The 17,640-nt window shown below is 69.4% G+C and carries 15 protein-coding genes; 11 read left to right on the forward strand and 4 right to left on the reverse strand.

Translation table 11 applies throughout. The features are described 5' to 3' along the window. Positions 1–20 precede the first annotated feature (20 nt). The 9 genes from cobW (at position 21) to cobS (ending at position 10,287) form a co-directional block, all read left to right on the forward strand. Positions 21–1,073, forward strand: a complete 1,053-nt coding sequence (gene cobW / locus AC07M8_RS10490; RefSeq protein ID WP_495174296.1) for a cobalamin biosynthesis protein CobW — start codon at positions 21–23, stop codon at positions 1,071–1,073. Further along, positions 1,073–4,888 (forward strand): cobaltochelatase subunit CobN, encoded by a 3,816-nt coding sequence (gene cobN / locus AC07M8_RS10495; protein ID WP_495174297.1) that lies wholly within the window; start codon positions 1,073–1,075, stop codon positions 4,886–4,888. Before cobW ends, cobN begins: the two co-directional genes overlap by 1 nt. Beyond that, entirely contained in the window at positions 4,885–5,514 is a 630-nt protein-coding gene (gene cobO, locus AC07M8_RS10500; RefSeq protein WP_495174298.1) for a cob(I)yrinic acid a,c-diamide adenosyltransferase, read from the forward strand. The genes cobN and cobO overlap by 4 nt, the downstream gene beginning before the upstream one ends. After that, on the forward strand, positions 5,508–6,146 hold the full coding sequence (bluB, locus tag AC07M8_RS10505) for a 5,6-dimethylbenzimidazole synthase (protein ID WP_495174693.1): 639 nt from the start codon (positions 5,508–5,510) through the stop codon (positions 6,144–6,146). Before cobO ends, bluB begins: the two co-directional genes overlap by 7 nt. Then, positions 6,130–7,434 (forward strand): cobyrinic acid a,c-diamide synthase CobB, encoded by a 1,305-nt coding sequence (locus AC07M8_RS10510; RefSeq protein ID WP_495174299.1) that lies wholly within the window; start codon positions 6,130–6,132, stop codon positions 7,432–7,434. The genes bluB and AC07M8_RS10510 overlap by 17 nt, the downstream gene beginning before the upstream one ends. 156 nt (positions 7,435–7,590) lie before the next feature. Further along, on the forward strand, positions 7,591–7,998 hold the full coding sequence (locus tag AC07M8_RS10515) for a DUF1636 domain-containing protein (protein ID WP_495174300.1): 408 nt from the start codon (positions 7,591–7,593) through the stop codon (positions 7,996–7,998). Beyond that, positions 7,995–9,008, forward strand: a complete 1,014-nt coding sequence (cobT, locus tag AC07M8_RS10520; RefSeq protein WP_495174301.1) for a nicotinate-nucleotide--dimethylbenzimidazole phosphoribosyltransferase — start codon at positions 7,995–7,997, stop codon at positions 9,006–9,008. Before AC07M8_RS10515 ends, cobT begins: the two co-directional genes overlap by 4 nt. An 8-nt stretch (positions 9,009–9,016) precedes the next feature. Next, entirely contained in the window at positions 9,017–9,574 is a 558-nt protein-coding gene (locus tag AC07M8_RS10525; RefSeq protein WP_495174302.1) for a histidine phosphatase family protein, read from the forward strand. Further along, complete coding sequence (cobS, locus tag AC07M8_RS10530; RefSeq protein WP_495174303.1) at positions 9,571–10,287, forward strand: adenosylcobinamide-GDP ribazoletransferase; 717 nt, start codon at positions 9,571–9,573, stop codon at positions 10,285–10,287. Before AC07M8_RS10525 ends, cobS begins: the two co-directional genes overlap by 4 nt. On the opposite strand, the gene AC07M8_RS10535 is transcribed toward cobS, so the two are convergent. Genes AC07M8_RS10535 through AC07M8_RS10545 form a run of 3 tightly spaced genes read right to left on the reverse strand, consistent with a single transcriptional unit; the run spans position 10,255 to position 13,665 of the window. Continuing rightward, the gene (locus tag AC07M8_RS10535) at positions 10,255–11,727 is read right to left on the reverse strand and encodes a cobyric acid synthase (protein ID WP_495174304.1); all 1,473 of its coding nucleotides are present in this window, start codon (positions 11,725–11,727) and stop codon (positions 10,255–10,257) included. The two genes, cobS and AC07M8_RS10535, sit on opposite strands and share 33 nt — an antisense overlap. Further along, positions 11,715–12,653 carry an adenosylcobinamide-phosphate synthase CbiB gene (gene cbiB, locus AC07M8_RS10540; protein ID WP_495174694.1) on the reverse strand — a complete coding sequence of 313 codons (939 nt, stop codon included), beginning with the start codon at positions 12,651–12,653 and terminating at the stop codon, positions 11,715–11,717. The genes AC07M8_RS10535 and cbiB overlap by 13 nt, the downstream gene beginning before the upstream one ends. Further along, positions 12,646–13,665: a threonine-phosphate decarboxylase gene (locus tag AC07M8_RS10545; RefSeq protein WP_495174695.1), complete on the reverse strand. Its 1,020-nt coding sequence runs from the start codon at positions 13,663–13,665 to the stop codon at positions 12,646–12,648. The genes cbiB and AC07M8_RS10545 overlap by 8 nt, the downstream gene beginning before the upstream one ends. Positions 13,666–13,717: 52 nt before the next feature. Here AC07M8_RS10545 and cobU point away from each other — a divergent pair, with 52 nt between their 5' ends. Further along, positions 13,718–14,248 carry a bifunctional adenosylcobinamide kinase/adenosylcobinamide-phosphate guanylyltransferase gene (cobU, locus tag AC07M8_RS10550; protein WP_495174305.1) on the forward strand — a complete coding sequence of 177 codons (531 nt, stop codon included), beginning with the start codon at positions 13,718–13,720 and terminating at the stop codon, positions 14,246–14,248. 71 nt (positions 14,249–14,319) lie between these two features. On the opposite strand, the gene AC07M8_RS10555 is transcribed toward cobU, so the two are convergent. Then, a complete protein-coding gene (locus AC07M8_RS10555; RefSeq protein ID WP_495174306.1) occupies positions 14,320–14,799 on the reverse strand; it encodes an Hsp20 family protein in 480 nt (159 codons plus the stop codon). 244 nt (positions 14,800–15,043) lie between these two features. Here AC07M8_RS10555 and AC07M8_RS10560 point away from each other — a divergent pair, with 244 nt between their 5' ends. Continuing rightward, complete coding sequence (locus AC07M8_RS10560; protein WP_495174307.1) at positions 15,044–17,536, forward strand: TonB-dependent receptor; 2,493 nt, start codon at positions 15,044–15,046, stop codon at positions 17,534–17,536. Positions 17,537–17,640 lie beyond the last annotated feature (104 nt).

The following is a 17,640-nucleotide window of genomic DNA, read 5'->3' on the forward strand; positions in this document are numbered from 1 at the left end:
CGATTTCAAGGAGACCCATCGTGGCCCGTATCCCCACTACCGTGATCACCGGCTTCCTCGGCGCCGGCAAGACGACGCTGATCCGCCACCTGCTCCAGAATGCGCAAGGGCGCCGGCTGGCGCTGATCATCAACGAGTTCGGCGACATCGGCGTCGACGCCGATCTGGTGCGCGGCTGCAACGATGCCGCGTGCCCAGAGGAGGACATCGTCGAGCTCGCCAACGGCTGCATCTGCTGCACCGTCGCCGACGATTTCCTGCCGACCATGCAGGCGCTGCTCGACCGGCCCAACCCGCCCGAGCATATCATCATCGAAACCTCGGGCCTGGCATTGCCCAAGCCGCTGGTGAAGGCGTTCGGCTGGCCGGACATCCGCACCCGCGCGACGGTGGACGGCGTGATCGCGCTGATCGATGCCGATGCGGTCGCCGCCGGCCGGTTCGCGCCCGACGAGGCGGCGCTGGCCGCCGCGCGCGCCGCCGACCCGTCGCTCGATCACGACAGCCCGCTCGAGGAATTGTTCGAGGACCAGCTCGCCTGCGCCGACATGGTGGTGCTCAACAAAGCCGATCTGGTCGATGCGGCGACGCTGGCTAGCGTCGAGGCGCGGATCAAGCAGGAGACCCGCGCGGGGGTGAAGATCGTTCACGCCAGCCATGGCGCGGTCGATGTCGGCGCGCTGCTCGGCATCACTGCCGGCGCCGAGGACGATCTCGACGCGCGCCCCTCGCACCACGACAGCGACGAGGAGCATGACCATGACGATTTCGACAGCTTCGTCGTTGAAGGCGGCGACGTCGCCGATGTCGCGGCGCTGGTCACGACGCTGGAGACGGTGATCACGGCGCATGACGTGCTGCGGATCAAGGGCAATGTCGCCGTCGAGGGCCGCCCGGCGCGGCTGGTGATCCAGGCGGTCGGCCCGCGGGTGCAGCAATATTACGACCGGCCGTGGAGCGCATCGACGCGCCGCTCGCAATTGGTGGTGATCGGCCAGAAGGGACTCGACGAGACCGCGATCCGCACCGCCCTCGCGGCAATCCTGGCGCCGGCGCTGGTCGCGGCGCGCTGATGCACCTGCTGTCCGCCACCCCCGGCACGATCGCCAACGGTGACGAGGCGATCGACCTCGCCCAGTCGCCGGGCGACATCGTGCTGCTCACGGTGGCGGACAGCGATCTGGCGTGCTTCGCCCATGCCGCCGAGCAGATCGGCGATGCGGGGCCGAGCGTCCGCATCGCCAATCTGCTCCAGCTCAAGCATCCTTATTCGGTCGATCTCTATGTCGATCGGGTGATCGGCCGCGCTCGCTTCGTCTGCGTCACGCTGATCGGCGGCAAGGGCTATTGGCCTTATGGGATCGACGAGATTGCCCGGGTGGCGCGCGAGCGCGGCATCGCCTTTGCGGCGCTGTCCGACGGCTGCGAGGAAGACCCCGAGCTCGATCGTGCCTCAACCGTAGCGGAGGCTGATCGCAAGCGGCTGAAAGCCTATCTGCGCCAGGGCGGGGTGGGCAATGCCGCCGCTTTCCTGCGCACCGCTGCGCGGCTGATCGGCGAGGACGCAGGGACGCCCGATGAGCCGGTGCCGGTGCCCGATGCCGGGCTGCATGTGACGGGGGTCGAGCAGCCCTCGCTCGACGACGCCCAAGCACGCTGGGTGAGCGGCCGGCCGACCGTGCTGTTCGTTTTCTATCGCGCGCTGCTGATCGCCGGCACGCTCGAGGCGGTGGACGCCGTGATCGCGGCGCTCGACGGGCAGGGGCTCAACGTCGTCGCCGTCCACGTCCGCAGCCTGCGCGAGCCGTTCGCGGTCGAGTGGCTCGGCGGGATGATCGAGGCGATCCAGCCGGACGTGATCGTCAACGCCACCGCCTTTGCCGCCTCGTCGCCCGGCGAGCCGCGCCAACCCGGCGTGCTCGAGCGTGCCGACTGCCCGATCCTGCAGACCATGTTTGCCGGCGTCGAGCAGGCCGCCTGGGAGGCTAGCCCGCGCGGTTTAGGGCCCCGCGATCTCGCCATGCATGTAGCGCTGCCCGAAGTCGACGGCCGGCTGTTTACCCGTGCCATTGCGTTCAAGGCGGCGGCGCGGTTCGATCCGCGCACCGAATGCAGTATCGTCGTGCCGCGGGTCGCACACGGTCGGCTGCACTTCGTCGCCGCGCTCGCCGGCCGCTGGGCCCGGCTGCGGCGCAAGGCGCCGGCCGCGCGGTCGGTGGCGCTGGTGCTCGCCAATTACCCCAACCGCGATGGCCGGATCGGCAACGGCGTCGGTCTCGATACGCCGGCGAGCGCCGCGGCAATCCTCGCCGCACTTGGCGAGGCCGGCTACGATCTGCCCGGCGCGCCTGCCGACGGCGCCGCGCTGATGGCGGTGATGCTCGGCGGCGTCACCAACGCCACAGGCGCAGCGGGCCGCCCGGCGGAAGCCATGCTGTCGCTCGCCGATTATGCCGGCTTCTTCGCCGCGCTGCCGGCCGGCGTCCGCGCCGCGGTGGACGAACGCTGGGGCGCGCCCGGCGACGATCCGTTCGTCCGCGACGGCGCCTTCCGGCTTGCGGTCCATCGCTGGGGCGCAATCGCGGTCGCGGTGCAGCCGGCGCGCGGCTACAATATCGATGCCAAGGCAAGCTATCATGATCCGGCGCTGCCGCCGCCGCATGGCTATCTCGCCTTTCATTTCTGGCTCAACCACGTCTTCGCCGCCGACGCGGTCGTCCATGTCGGCAAGCACGGCAATCTCGAATGGCTGCCGGGCAAGGCGCTGTCGCTGAGCGAGGCGTGCTTCCCCGAGATCTGCGCGGGGCCGGTACCGCAACTCTATCCGTTCATCGTCAACGATCCGGGCGAGGGCACCCAGGCCAAGCGCCGGATTGGGGCGACGATCATCGATCATCTTACCCCGCCGATGACTCGCGCCGAAACCTACGGCCCGCTTAAAGAGCTGGAGGCGCTGGTCGACGAATATTATCTCGCCGCCGGGATGGATCCGCGACGGCTGGAGCATCTGCGCCGCGAGATCCTCCATCTCGCGCGCGGCGCCGGGTTAGACCAGGACGCCGGCATGGTCGGCGACGGCGACGACGCGCTCGGCGCGCTCGACAATTACCTGTGCGAGCTCAAGGAAATGCAGATCCGCGACGGGCTGCACGTGTTCACCCGCTCGCCCGAAGGACGGCTGCGCACCGACCTGCTGGTTGCGCTGGCGCGGACGCCGCGTGGCTATGACCATCCTGGGCAGGGCTCGCTGCTGCGCGCGATGGCCGACGATCTCGCACTGGGCTTCGATCCGCTCGATTGCGTGATGGGCGCGGTATGGGCCGGGCCGCGGCCGGCAGTGTTGGTGGGAGTTTCGGACGAGGTCTGGCGCACGACCGGCGATACGGTCGAGCGGCTCGAACTGCTCGCGGTTGCTCTCCTAACCCGTCATCCCAGCGGAAGCTGGAATCTCCCGGAGGCGGGCGAAACGTGCCGCCCAGCCGCAGGAGACCCCAGCGTCCGCTGGGGTGACGCAGAAGGTGTGGGTGACAGGACTGACGCCGTCCTCCACGCGATCACGACGGACCTCGCCCCCCGGATCGACGCCTGCGGCGACGCCGAGCGTACCGCGTTGCTCGCCGGGCTCGATGGCCGCTTCGTGACCCCTGGCCCCTCGGGGGCGCCGACCCGCGGCCGGCCCGATGTGCTGCCGACCGGGCGCAACTTCTATTCGGTCGACACCCGCGCCGTGCCGACCGCGACCGCCTGGGATCTCGGCTTTCGCTCGGCGCAGTTGCTGGTCGAGGATTATTTCCAGCGCGAGGGCGATTACCCTGCGGCGATGGCGCTGTCTGCCTGGGGCACCGCCAACATGCGCACCGGCGGTGACGACATCGCCCAGGCGCTGGCGCTGATGGGCGCGCGGCCACGGTGGGACTGGGCGTCCGGGCGGGTGATCGGCTTCGAGGTGATGACCGTTACCGAGCTTGGCCGCCCGCGCGTCGACGTCACCTTCCGCGTCTCGGGCTTTTTCCGTGATGCCTTCCCCGAGCAGATCGACCTGATCGATTCCGCGACCCGCGCGATCATGGCGCTCGACGAGGATGCCGCGGAAAATCCTGCGGCGGCGCGCCACCGCACCGAGACCGCGACGCTGATCGATCGGGGCGCCGATCCGGTTCAGGCCGCGCGCCGCGCCGGCGCGCGGGTGTTCGGCTCCAAGCCAGGGGCCTATGGTGCCGGACTGCAGGCGATGATCGACGAGAAACTGTGGCACGATCGCGCCGATCTCGCCGAAGTGTACCTTGATTGGGGCGGCTATGCCTATGGCGCCGGGATCGAGGGCGATGCCGAACGCGATCTGTTCGCGGCGCGGCTTGGCCAGGTCGATGCGGTGGTCCAGAACCAGGACAACCGCGAGCACGACCTGCTCGACAGCGACGATTATTATCAGTTCGAGGGCGGCATCGCCGCGGCGATCGAGCATCTCAAGGGCGCCGCGCCGATCAGCTATCACAACGACCACAGCCGCCCCGAACGGCCGGTGATCCGCACGCTCGACGACGAGATCGGTCGCGTCGTCCGCGCCCGCGTCGTCAATCCCAAATGGATCGCCGGCGTGATGCGCCACGGCTATAAGGGCGCGTTCGAGATCGCCGCGACGGTCGATTATCTGTTCGCCTTCGCCGCCACCACCCATGCGGTCCGCGACCATCATTTCGACGCCGTCCACGCCGCCTTCATCGAGGATGACGTGGTCCGCGCGTTCATGGCCGAGGTCAATCCGGCGGCGCTGCGAGACACCGCCGCGCGCCTCGCCGAAGCGCTGGAGCGCGGCCTGTGGAAACCGACATCGAACAGTGCGGGCATGATGCTCGCCGAACTTCAGGAGCATGCCCCATGTCCATGAGCGACGATACTCCACAACCCGAGGTCCTCACCGGCGATGCCCGGCATGCCGAGAAGATGAAGAAGAAGCAGGCGGCGCATGACAAGATCATGGCCAACAAGACCCAGGAGAAGGGCCTGCTGATCGTCCACACCGGCAAGGGCAAGGGCAAGACCTCCGCCGCACTCGGCATGGTCACCCGCGCGATCGGCCATGGCATGAAGGTGGGCGTCGTCCAGTTCGTCAAGGGCGCCTGGGCGACCGGCGAGAAGGTGGTGTTCGATGCCTTTCCCGATCAAATCGAGTTCAAGGCGATGGGCGAGGGCTTCACCTGGGACACCCAGGATCGCGCCCGCGACATTGCAGTCGCCCGCGAGGCCTGGGAAGAGGTCAAGCGGATGATAGCCGATCCTGCGTACAAGATGGTGCTCGCCGACGAGCTCAACATCGTGCTGCGCTACGATTATCTGCCGCTCGACGAGGTCATGGCGGTCCTGCTCGCCAAGCCGGCGGACAAGCACGTCATCGTAACAGGCCGCAACGCGCCCGAGGCGCTGATCGAAGCGGCGGACCTAGTCACCGAGATGACGCTGATCAAGCATCCGTTCCGCTCGGGCGTGAAGGCGCAGGCGGGCATCGAATATTGAGCCATCCGCCGGTCTTCGATGAGCCGTTCCAGGCGCAGCTGGCGACGCTGTTCGCCTGGCGCCGCGACGTGCGCCACTTCAGGCGCGATCCGCTGCCGGCGGGCGTGATCGATCGGCTGCTGGCGACCGCGGCGCTCGCGCCGTCGGTCGGCAATGCCCAGCCGTGGCGGCTGGTGCGGGTCACCACCCCGGCGCTGCGCGATGCGCTGGCGGCGGCGGTGGACGCGGCGAGCGCGCGCGCGGCGGCGGGCTATGACGCGGAACGGGCGGCCGCCTATCGCGCGCTCAAGCTCCACGGGCTGCGCGAGGCGCCGGAGATCGTCGCGGTGTTCACCGACGAGGCGCCGGCGGCGGGTCATGGCCTCGGCATCGCGACCATGCCCGAAATGCTGCGTTATTCGACCGTAATGGCCATCCATACCCTGTGGTTGGCGGCACGCGCCCAGGGCATCGGCATTGGCTGGGTATCGATCGTCGATCCCACCGCCGTTACTGCGCTGCTCACTGTGCCCGAATGCTGGCGGTTGGTGGCGCTGCTATGCATCGGTTATCCCGACAATTTATCAGAAACGCCCGAGCTTCACCGCCGCGGCTGGCAAGCGCGCGAGGCGCTCGATGTCGTCGAGCGCTAAGGGGCTGCTGATCGCCGCGCCGCGGTCGGGCAGCGGCAAGACGGTGGTAACGATCGCGCTGCAGCGAGCGCTGCGGCGGCGCGGGTTGGTCGTCGCCGGGGCCAAGACCGGACCGGACTATATCGATCCGGCGTTTCACGGTGCCGCCACCAGTCGGCCTTCGGTGAACCTCGATGCCTATGCGATGGAGCCGTCGCTGCTCGCTGCGCTGGCGGCGGGCGCCGGGCAGGGCGCCGACCTGATCGTTGCCGAGGGCGCGATGGGCCTGTTCGACGGTGTCGCGCGCGGGGGCGCCACCGGCGCCAGTGCCGAGGTGGCGCGCGCGCTCGGCTGGCCGGTGGTGCTGGTGCTCGATGCAGCGGGGGCCGCGCAATCGCTTGCTGCGACCGCGCACGGCTTCGCCACCTACCCGGGTGCGCCGCCGATCGCCGGGGTGATCGCCAATCGGGTCGCCAGCCCGCGCCACGGTCGGATGATCGCGGCAGGCTTTGCGGCAATTGGCGTGCCGCTGCTCGGAATGATCCCGACCGATCCGTGCATGGTGCTGCCCTCGCGCCACCTGGGGTTGGTCCAGGCGGTGGAAACCCCGGCGCTCGACGGCGCGATCGAGGCGATGGCGACGCTGGTTGCCACGCATTGCGATCTCGACGCGATCCTTGCGGCCGCACGGCCGACGCAGGTCGCCGCCGGCAGCGCGATCCGCTGGCGGCCCCCCGGTCAGCGGATCGCGATCGCCCGCGACGACGCCTTTACCTTCGTCTACCCGCACCTGCTCGAAGGCTGGCGCGCCGCCGGCGCGAGTGTCGACTTCTTCTCGCCGCTCGCCGACGAGTTGCCACCCGAGGCGTGCGACAGCTGCTGGCTGCCAGGCGGCTATCCCGAGCTGAACGCCGGCCGCCTCGCGGGCAATCGCGGCTTCCTCGATGGCCTGCGCCGCTTCGCCGCGACCCGCCCGGTTCACGGCGAATGCGGTGGCTATATGGTGCTGGGACAAACGCTCACCGATGCCGCGGGTGAGCCCCATGCGATGGCCGGGCTGCTGCCGGTGGAAACCAGCTTCGCGGTGCGCAAGCTCCACCTCGGCTACCGCCAGGCGACGTGGCGCAGCGCCATGCCGTTCGCCGCGGTCGGCAGCACCAGCGTCGGCCATGAATATCATCATGCGACGATCGTCCGCATCGACGGCGAACCGCTGGCCGATGTAGTCGATGGCGAGGGCCAGCCGCTGCCACCCGCGGGCAGCCGGGCAGGGCAGGTCACCGGCACCTTCTTTCACCTGATCCGCTGATGGGGGACTATGGCGTTAACCCAGCTGCTTCGCTGACCCGCTTTCACGGTCGGCAGGCGAAGCGCCGATCAATATGTTTGGGAATGATATGATGAACGACGAGCCGATTTCCGCCGGCCCGGCCTGTCCGGTCCAATCCGCGCAGGACGCCGGATCATGCTGAAGCCCGTCGATGCGGGACCCGCGGTGGTCGCCTGCAACACCTGCCGCTTTACCGCTGATGCGCGCGACGATGCCGAGGGCCGGCGCGGCGGCGCGCGGCTGGTAGCGGCACTCCGTGCGGTGCAGGCGTCCGATCCCGCCTATGGCGCAGTCGCGGTGCAGGAGATGCCATGCCTGTTCGCCTGCGCCGACTTTTGCACGGTCCATCTGCGCGCGCCCGACAAGGTCGGCTACGTGATGGGCCGGTTCGCCCCCGACGAGGACTCGGCGCGCGCGATCCTCGATTATGCGTTGCTCTATGCCGGCAGCGAGATGGGGCAGGTGCCGTTCAAACAATGGCCGGCCGGGGTGAAGGGACATTTCATCACCCGAACGCCGCCGCCAGGGTTCGTGGTCGAATGATCCGCTTCGACAGCCCGGCGGCGGTCGAGGCGGCGCTGGCCGCGCTCTCCGGCATCGACGAAGGCGCACGCGCCGCCGCGGCAGCCCGGCAGGCCGAGCTGACCAAGCCGCCGGGGTCGCTTGGCCGGCTGGAAGACCTTGCTTTGTTCATGGCCGGCTGGCAGCGCCGCGCGCGGCCGCAGCTCGACCGCGGCCGTGCGGTGATCTTCGCCGGCAACCACGGCGTCGCCGCACGCGGGGTGAGCGCCTTCCCGCCGGCGGTCACGGCGGAGATGGTGCGCAATTTCGAGCGCGGCGGGGCTGCGATCAACGCGCTCGCCGGCGCGGCCGGGCTGGAGCTGCGCGTGGTCGCGCTCGAGCTCGATCGGCCGACCGCCGATTTAACGCTCGCGCCGGCGATGACCGAGGCGGAATGCCTCGCCGCGATCAACGCCGGCGCGGAAATGGTCGAGCCGGGGCTCGACCTGCTCGTGCTCGGCGAGATGGGGATCGGCAATTCGACGCCCGCCGCGGCGCTGTGCGCGGCGAGCTTCGGCGGCAACGCGCGTGATTGGGCTGGTCCCGGCACCGGCGTCGTGGGTAATGCCTTCGCCAACAAGGTCGCGGTGATCGACGCGGGACTGGCGCTGCACCATGGCGTGGCCAAGGGCGCGTTCGATACGCTGCGCCGCCTCGGCGGTCGCGAGATCGCCGCGATTGCCGGGGCGGTGCTCGCCGCCCGCCAGGCTGGCGTGCCGGTGATCCTCGACGGCTTCATCTGCTGCTCGGCGGTAGCACCGCTTGCCGCCTCGTCGCCCGCCATCGTGGACCATTGCCTCGCCGGCCATTGCTCGGCCGAGCCCGGTCACCGCCGGCTGCTCGATCGGCTTGGGCTGGCGCCGCTGCTGAGCTTCGACATGCGGCTCGGCGAGGGCAGCGGCGCCGCGCTCGCGGCCGGGATCGTCCGCGCCGCACTCGCAGCGCACAACGGCATGGCGACCTTTGCCGAGGCGGGCGTCTCGACCGCGTGACCGAGCCGGTGACGATCCACCTGATGCGCCACGGGACGCCGGCGCTGACCGGGCGGCTGCTCGGCCATACCGATTGCGGCGTCACCGCTGACGGTATCGCGGAATGCCGGGCGGCGGCCGGCGTGGTCGGTATCGCGGGGATCATCAGCTCCGATCTCCAGCGCGCGGCCGACTGCGCCCGGGCGATCGGCGACGACCGGCAGCTGCCGCACCGGCTTGACCCGCGCTGGCGCGAACTCGATTTCGGGGCCTGGGACGGCCACCGCGCCAGCGAGGTCAACCAGGCCGCGCTGGGCGCCTTCTGGGCCGATCCCGATCGCGACCCGCCCCCCGGCGGCGAGCGCTGGTCGGCGCTCACCACGCGGGTCGGCGCCGCGCTGGCGGCGACCGCGGACGGTACCTTGGTCGTCACCCACGCCGGGGCGATCCGTGCGGCGCTGGCGGTGAGTTGCGGCTTCACACGTGATCAATTGTGGGCGTTTGACCTACCATATGGCTGCCTGGTCTCGCTCCGCCTGTGGCGCGGCGAGGCGCCGGCCGCGCAGATCGTGGCGTTGAGGCCGTGAAGCGGCTGGTCGTCGCGCTGGGCTTCCTCACCCGTTTGCCGCTGCCGCAGGTCGCCGCCGACACCGACGACTTCGCCGCGGCGATCCGCTTCTATCCCCTGGTCGGCCTGGTCATCGGCGTGATCATCGCCGGGGCTGCCTGGCTCGGCGCGTTGATAGATCCCTGGACCAGCGCGCTTGCCGCGCTCGCCGGCTGGGTCGCGATCACCGGCGCGTTGCATCTCGATGGCCTCGCGGATCTCGCCGACGGCCTCGGCGCGGCGCATGGCAACAGGGAGCGGCTGCTCGCGGTCATGGCCGATCCGCATGTCGGCAGCTTCGGAGTAATCGCGCTGGCGCTGCAACTGATCGCCAAATTGGTGCTGCTCCACGCCGCCGCCCCGCTCGGCTGGTGGCCGCTGATGCTGGTGCCGTTCGCCGCGCGGATCGGCCCGCTCGCCTGGTCGGCATGGCTGCCGCCGCTCAAGCCGGGCGGGCTGGCGACGCTGGTCGCTGGCGCGGTCCGCCGCCGCGACCTGATCGGCTGGACGCTGCTCTGCGCGGCCGCCGCTGCGATCGAACCGGCGCTGCTCGCGACACCGGTGCTGATCGGCGGCTGGTGCTGGTGGCTGCGGGCGCGGCTCGGGGGCGTCACCGGCGATGCGCATGGCGCGGGCATCGAATTGGTCGAAACCGGGCTGCTACTCGCGCTGGCGATTGCTGCCCATCGCTGACAGCGCGATCAGGCCATCGACATCGACATGGCGCTCGAGCATGTCGGCGATGCTGTCGAGCGCCGCATCGATCGCGGCGCCGTGATCCGGGCCGCTCGCTCCCGCGCCGATCCGGCCCAGCCACGCCGCGCGCTGGCGGGCGTCGCCGAGCAGGCCATGGACGTAGCTGCCGGTGACCAGCCGGTCGGCGCTGACCGCGCCGTCGGTGCGGCCATCGGCGAACACGGCGGCGGCGCGCGCGGTGTCGGGGCCGGTGGTCAGCCCCATGTGCATCTCATAGCCGCTGAACGGCGCGCCGCCGGCCGTCCCGCTGACTGCGACCAGCGCCTTGCTGCCGGTCAGCACCGTATTGACGGCGAGCAGCCCGAGCCCGGCGACCGTGCCGGCTGGGCCTTCCACCCCTTCGGGATCCGCGAGGGTTTGGCCGAGCATCTGGTAACCGCCGCACAGGCCGAGCACCGGCTTGCCCTGGCGATGGTGTGCGAGCACGTCGATGTCCCAGCCCTGCTTACGGAAGAAGGCGAGGTCGGCGATCGTCGCCTTCGATCCGGCGATCACGATCAGCGCCGTCTCGGCAGGGATAGTCTCGCCCGGCCGCACCATCACCAGTTCCACCGACTGCTCCAGCCGCAACGGATCGAGATCGTCGAAATTGGCAATATGCGCGGTGATCGGGCAGGCGATCACCATGCGTCCTTCGCCGCGGGTGACCGGGCGCTGCAACACCACCGCATCCTCGCTCGGCAGCCGCGCCGCGTCCGTCAGCCACGGCACGACGCCAAAGCCCCGCCAGCCGGTACGCGCCTCGATCGCGCGATAGCCATCGTCGAACAGGGATGGATCGCCGCGAAACTTGTTGACCATGAAGCCATGGATCATCGCCGCGTCTGCCGGATCGATCACCGCTTTGGTGCCGACGAGCGAGGCGATGACGCCACCGCGATCGATGTCGCCGATCAGCACCACCGGCACCCCAGCCGCGCGGGCGAACCCCATGTTGGCGATGTCGCTGGCGCGCAGATTGATTTCGGCGGGCGAGCCCGCTCCTTCGACGACGACGATGTCGGCCTCGGCTTCCAGCCGGCGGTAGCTGGCGAGCACGTCATCGAGCAGCCCTTCGCGGCCGCGGCGCCATTCCGACGCCTTGAGCACGCCGCGTACCTTGCCATGAACCACCAGCTGCGAGCTGCGGTCCCCTTGCGGTTTCAGCAGCACCGGGTTCATGTCGACGCTGGCGGGCACGCGGGCAGCGATCGCCTGGGTCGCCTGGGCGCGGCCGATCTCGCCGCCATCGGCGGTGACGGCGGCGTTGTTGGACATGTTCTGCGGCTTGAACGGGCGTACGTTCAAGCCGCGATTGGCAAGCGCGCGGCACAGGCCGGCGACAAGCACCGACTTGCCGACATCCGAGCCGGTGCCCTGCAGCATCACGCCACCCATGCGATTCCTCCCGCCGCCAGCCACAGCAGTGCGCAGGCGGTGCGGTAGATCCGCAAGGCACGCCGGATATCGCGCGGGCCTGCATCCATCCGGCCGTCGCCGATCCAGGGCTTGTCCATCATCACGCCGTCATAGGCGATCGGGCCGACAAGGCGAACGCCGAGCGCGCCGGCCATCGCCGCCTCGGTCCAGCCGGCATTGGGCGAGGCATGGCGCCGCGCATCGGCCCACATCGTCCGCCAGCCGCCGGCGCCGGCGAGACACAGGATAACCCCGCCGAGCCGAGCGGGCACCCAATTGGCGCCATCGTCGATCCGCGCCGCGGCCCAGCCAAAGGCGCGCCAGCGCGGTTCCTTGTGACCGATCAGGCTGTCGGCGGTGTTGATCGCCTTGTAGGCCCACAGGCCCGGAAGCCCGAGCAGCAGCAGCCAAAACAGGGGCGCGGCAATGCCGTCGCAGAAGCTCTCCGCCAGGCTCTCGATCGCGGCGCGCGACACGCCGGCGCGATCCAGCGTCGCGGTATCGCGGCCGACGATCCAGCCGACCCGCTCGCGCGCGGTGGTGAGATCGTCCTGCTCCAGCGCCGTGGCGACCGGGCGGACGTGATCGTCAAGGCTGCGTTGCGCGAGGCCGGGCGCTGCGAGCAAGGCGACGACGAACCAGCCATGGACGCCGAGCAGCGCGTGCGCGGCCGCCGCCGCCAATCCGGCGAGCGCCGCTGCCCCACCGGCGACGATCGCGATGGTCGCGACGCCGGCGAGGCGGCGCGAGCGATCGGATCGCGCCGGATCGTTCCAGCGCCGCTCGCACCAGCCGATCGCGCGGGCAACACCGCCGACGGGATGGCCGATCCGCGCATAGACCGCCGGCGGCCAGCCAATCGCCGCGTCGAGCGCCAGCGCCACCAAGGCGACGGGCTCAGGAATCGCGCAGCGCCGCGTCGAGCCGGGCGAGCGCAGCCGGGCCGTCGGGCAGCCCGAGCCGCAACCAGCCCGGCGCATAATCGAACCGGCGGGTGAGGATGCCGGCGCTGGCCAGCCGCGTAAACAGCGCCGCGGCATCGTCGGTGGCGATCAGCCGGAACAGGGGGCTGTCGCCGACCGGATCGAACCCATGCGATTGGAGCATTGCGTCCAGCCCCGCAGCAGCGTCGATCAGCCCGGCGCGCGTCGTGGCCGCCCAGGCGCTGTCACGATAGGCAGCGGTGCCGACCGCGATCGCTGTCGCGGAGACCGGCCAGCTGCCAAGCCTTGCCCGAATCGCCTCGACCATTGTCGGGTGCCCGCAGGCGAACCCCAGCCTGACGCCGGCCAGCCCGAAGAACTTGCCGAACGATCGCATCACCACCACCGGCTCGTCGCCGCGCAGATGGGGCAGGATGCTGCAGGCAGGCGCTGCATCGGCGAAGGCCTCGTCGATCACCAGCCAGCCGCCGCGGGCTGTGAGCGTCGGGGCGAGCGCGAGCAGTCGCTCCGGCGCGATGGTTCTGCCGTCGGGGTTGTTGGGGTTGGCGAGCAGGATGGTGCCGCCGGTCTCGGCCGCTGCGTCCAGCTGGGCGGGCGTGATCGCCCGTGCGCCGGCCAAGGCTTCGGCATGGGTCCGGTATCCCGGCGCCACGACGTGATAGGGCGTCGGCAGCCCGGCAGGCGCGAGCAGGCGCAGCCCGATCTCCGATCCCGGCAGCGCCGCGACGACCATGGCGGCGGCGCCGAAGGACGCCGCCGCGGCGCGCTCCAGTGCCGTCAGCTCGTCGGGGCTTGGCAGGCGGCGCAGGTCGATCGCCGCGGTGCCGCCCTGCCAGGGCCAGGGATTGATCCCGGTTGAGAGGTCGAGCCAAGGCAGGGCGGCGTCGGGGAAGCGCCGCGCCGCCTCGTCCAGCCGGCCGCCGTGCACCATCAGCCCGTCCACATCTGCCCCGCTCACCCCTCGACTTCGCATCACCGCGCCTCCATCAGCGCTCGCGCCGCGCCACACAAGGGGAGACGGGATCATGGCCGACGACGACACGCGCACCCTGCTGGTGCTGGGCGGCGCTCGCTCGGGCAAGAGCCGGCATGCCCAGACGATGGCGGAGGCCTGGGCTGCGGATGGCGCGCGGCTGGTGTTCATCGCCACTGCCCAGGCGTTCGACGGCGAGATGAGCGATCGCATCGCGCGTCACCAGGCTGATCGCGACGCGCGCTGGACCACGGTCGAGGCACCGAAGGCGCTGGCCGCGGCGATCCGCAAGGCGGACGGGACGGACGCGGTGCTGCTCGTCGACTGTCTCACGCTCTGGGCCTCGAACCTGCTGCTCGCCGAGGCGGACGACCCTGCGGCCATCGACGATCTCGTCGCCACCATCAGCGCGAGCACCGCGCGGATGGTGCTGGTCGCCAACGAGGTGGGGCTCGGCATCGTTCCCGACAACGCGCTGGCGCGCCGGTTCCGTGACTGGGCGGGGACGATCAACCAGCGCGTTGCGGCGGCGGTCGACCGGGTCGATTTCATCGCCGCCGGGCTGCCGCTGCGGCTGAAATAGAAAAGGCGCCCGGACCCGTCGGTCCGGACGCCCCGCGGCGCCCCTAGGGAGTAGCAAGGGCGCCGAGCTGGTTAGGCCGCCTCGGCCTGATCGGCGGGCTGACCTGAGTTCTGCTCGACTGCGGCGAGCGACGCACCAGTCTTGATCGCAATACTCTTGGGCTTCATCGCCTCGGGCACCTCGCGGACCAGATCAATCACGAGCAGACCATCGTTCAGCCGCGCATCATCGACGAACACGAAGTCGGCGAGTTCGAAGCGGCGCTCGAAGCTGCGGTTGGCGATGCCGACGTGAAGGAAGCTCTGCCCTTGCGCCTTGTCGTCCTTCTTGCCGGCGACGAGCAGCAGGTTCTGCTGCGCGGTGATCTCGATCTCGTCACGGGTAAAGCCCGCCACCGCCAGGGTGATGCGGTAGCGATCTTCGGCTAGACGCTCGAGATTGAAGGGGGGGTAATTCTCCGCCGAGGCGCGCTGCGCATTGGTTTCGAGCATGTCGAACAGGCGATCGAAGCCGATGGTCGAGCGGCGATAGGGAGTAAGGTCGAGTCGCATATCAATTCCTCATCTGAGCGAGTTGATGAATGGCGACGCCCGCTGCTGCGCGGCGCTGCCACGCGGCCCATGGCGGCGCCGCGTGACCGGCATTTGGGGCGTCGCGCGATGGGTTCAAGAGGGGCCAAATCGATGATCGCCACCGCCGGATAGGCCGGCTTCGCGACGCCAAGCTTCTTCTGCATTGATCATCCACCGGTTCGGTGGAGTTTAGGCGGCATAACAGAGGTTCAGGGAGACCCGCATGTCGTTGACGCTCGCTTTGTTGCTTGCCGGCCAGGCCGCGGCCGTGCCGGCCGATCAGACCTTGCCGCCGCCAGCCGCTGCCGACGGATCGGTGCCCGCGACGGGGACAGGCGAGGCAGTGCCCGCAACGCGCGCGGGCGACATCGTCGTCACCGCGCGCCGCCGCGAGGAGCGCGTCCAGGAGGTGCCGATCGCGATGTCGGTGATCGGCGGCGAGGACATCAGCAACACCGGCGCGTTCACCGTCAACCGGCTCCAGCAGCAGCAGCCGTCGCTGCAATTCTATTCGAGCAACCCGCGCAACTCGGCGATCAACATCCGCGGCCTGGGCGCGCCGTTCGGCCTCACCAACGACGGCATCGAGCAGGGCGTCGGCTTCTATGTCGACGGCGTCTATATCGGCCGGATCGGCGCCTCGACCTTCGACTTCGTCGATGTCGACCGGGTCGAGGTGCTGCGCGGGCCGCAGGGCACGCTGTATGGCAAGAACACCACCGCCGGCGCGATCAACATCACCACCCGCGCGCCGAGCTTCGAACCAGAGGCGCGCGTCGAGGTGAGCGGCGGCAATTACGATTTTTTCCAGGCCAAGGGATCGGTGTCCGGGCCGCTCACCGACAAGCTGGCGATCCGCCTGTCGAGCTCGTCGACCTCGCGCAAGGGCACGATCTACGATGTCACCTCGGACGAGAACCTCCACCGCCAGCGCAATCTCGGCCTGCGCGGGCAATTGCTGTGGAAGGCGACCGATGCGCTCGATCTCACCCTGTCGGGCGACTTCAACGTCCAGAACCCCTTGTGCTGCGTCCAATATTACGCCCGGGTCGGCGCCACCCAGCGGCCGTTGGCACGCCAATATGCAGCGCTCGCCGCCGCCTTTGGCTACACGCCACCGAGTACCGATCCGTTCGACCGCGTCACCGATCTCGATGCGGGGATCAACTCGCGCCAGGAGATCGGCGGTGCCTCGCTGGTCGCCAACTGGGATCTCGGCCCGGCGACGCTGACCTCGGTCAGCGCCTGGCGCTACTGGGACTGGCAGCCGCAGAACGACCGCGACTTCATCGGTCTGCCGATCACTACCGTCTCGCAAAATCCCTCGCAGCAAAAGCAGGTGTCGCAGGAGATCCGCCTGGCCTCGAACGGCGCGAACAAGCTCGATTACACCGTCGGCGCCTTCTATTTCCACCAGACCATCGATACCCAGGGGTCGCAGGTCCAGGGTTCGGCGGCGAGCCGCTTCCTGCTGTCGGGCGCCGACGCCCTCAACCCCAACGTGCTCAACGGGCTCACGTCGACCAACACGATCAGCTTCGACAACACCAGCTTCGCGGTGTTCGGCAAGCTCAACTGGGCAGTGACCGACCGGCTGCACCTCCAACCTGGCCTGCGCGTTAATTACGACAAGAAATCCGGCTTCTACGAATCGATCGTCAGCATCCACAACGGCCAGTATGATTTCGTCGCGACCGCGGACAATGTCGCCGCGCTGCTTGCGGCAACGCCGGTCGGCGCCGCACGTACGACCTTCCAGAACCAGATCAACACGCTGGCGCCGCAGCGTTACAGCCCCCGGTTCAGCGACTGGAACGTATCGGGCGACGTCACACTGTCGTACGACCTCACCACCGACATCCACGGCTATGCGACCTACGCGAAAAGCTTCAAGTCGGGCGGGATCAACCTGTCCGGCCTGCCGCTCAACTCCACCAGCACCGGGGTCGATCTTTCCACCCAGACGGTGAAGCCCGAGACGGTCGACAATTTCGAGATCGGGCTGAAAACCCAGTTCCTTGACCGCCGCCTGACCGTCAACGCCGCCGCATTCTGGACCGAGGTCGGCGATTACCAGGCCACGGTGAACAACAACGCGATCAACGTGATCCGCGGCTATCTCGCCAATGCCGACAAGGTCCGCTCGCGCGGGTTCGAATTCGACTCGAACTTCAGGCCGAGCAAGCGGCTCAACCTATACGTCAACGGCGCCTATACCGACGCCACCTATCGCAAGTTCGACAATGCACCCTGTGCGCCCGAGCTGACCGGCGGCACCGCGCTGCCGGTGGTCAACGGCCAGATCGTCGGCACCCCCGCGGCGGCGGGGACGCCCGGCAACAGCCTGCCTTATTGCGACATTTCGGGGCAGCGGCTGCCCGGCATCTCGAAATGGTCGTTCTCCTACGGCGCCGAATATAACGTCCCGGTCGGCAACGCAGGAGCCGAGATCTACATCGGCTATGACGGCAATTACCGCTCGCGCTTCTCGTCCAATCCGTCCCCCTCGGCCTACACCTGGATCGAGGGCTATTCGCTGTCGAACGTGCGCGCCGGCTATCGCAAGGGCGATCTCAACCTGTTCGGCTGGGTGCGTAACGCGTTCGACCAGAATTATTTCGAGTTGCTGTCCACCCAGTCGGGCAGCACCGGCCTGATCGTCGGCCAGCCGGGTGACCCGCGGACCTATGGCTTCACCATTTCTAAGTCGTTCTGAGAGAGGGGGCAGCCTTGCCTTCAACCGATCGTCATCCCAGCGAAAGCTGGGATCTCGTGGTGATGAAGCGGGCCGGAGCCGCCGAAGACCACAGCGTGCGCTGG

It is taken from the genome of Sphingomonas sp. GW821-FHT09E03 (assembly GCF_059416225.1).

Coding starts and splice junctions, on each gene's coding strand:
- AC07M8_RS10560 (WP_495174307.1), top strand. CDS start 15,044: ATGTCGTTGACGCTCGCTTTGTTGCTTGCCGGCCAGGCCGCGGCCGTG.
- AC07M8_RS10555 (WP_495174306.1), bottom strand. CDS start 14,799: ATGCGACTCGACCTTACTCCCTATCGCCGCTCGACCATCGGCTTCGAT.
- cobN (WP_495174297.1), top strand. CDS start 1,073: ATGCACCTGCTGTCCGCCACCCCCGGCACGATCGCCAACGGTGACGAG.
- AC07M8_RS10535 (WP_495174304.1), bottom strand. CDS start 11,727: ATGGGTGGCGTGATGCTGCAGGGCACCGGCTCGGATGTCGGCAAGTCG.
- AC07M8_RS10515 (WP_495174300.1), top strand. CDS start 7,591: ATGCTGAAGCCCGTCGATGCGGGACCCGCGGTGGTCGCCTGCAACACC.
- cobU (WP_495174305.1), top strand. CDS start 13,718: ATGGCCGACGACGACACGCGCACCCTGCTGGTGCTGGGCGGCGCTCGC.
- AC07M8_RS10545 (WP_495174695.1), bottom strand. CDS start 13,665: ATGCGAAGTCGAGGGGTGAGCGGGGCAGATGTGGACGGGCTGATGGTG.
- AC07M8_RS10510 (WP_495174299.1), top strand. CDS start 6,130: ATGTCGTCGAGCGCTAAGGGGCTGCTGATCGCCGCGCCGCGGTCGGGC.
- cobT (WP_495174301.1), top strand. CDS start 7,995: ATGATCCGCTTCGACAGCCCGGCGGCGGTCGAGGCGGCGCTGGCCGCG.
- cobO (WP_495174298.1), top strand. CDS start 4,885: ATGAGCGACGATACTCCACAACCCGAGGTCCTCACCGGCGATGCCCGG.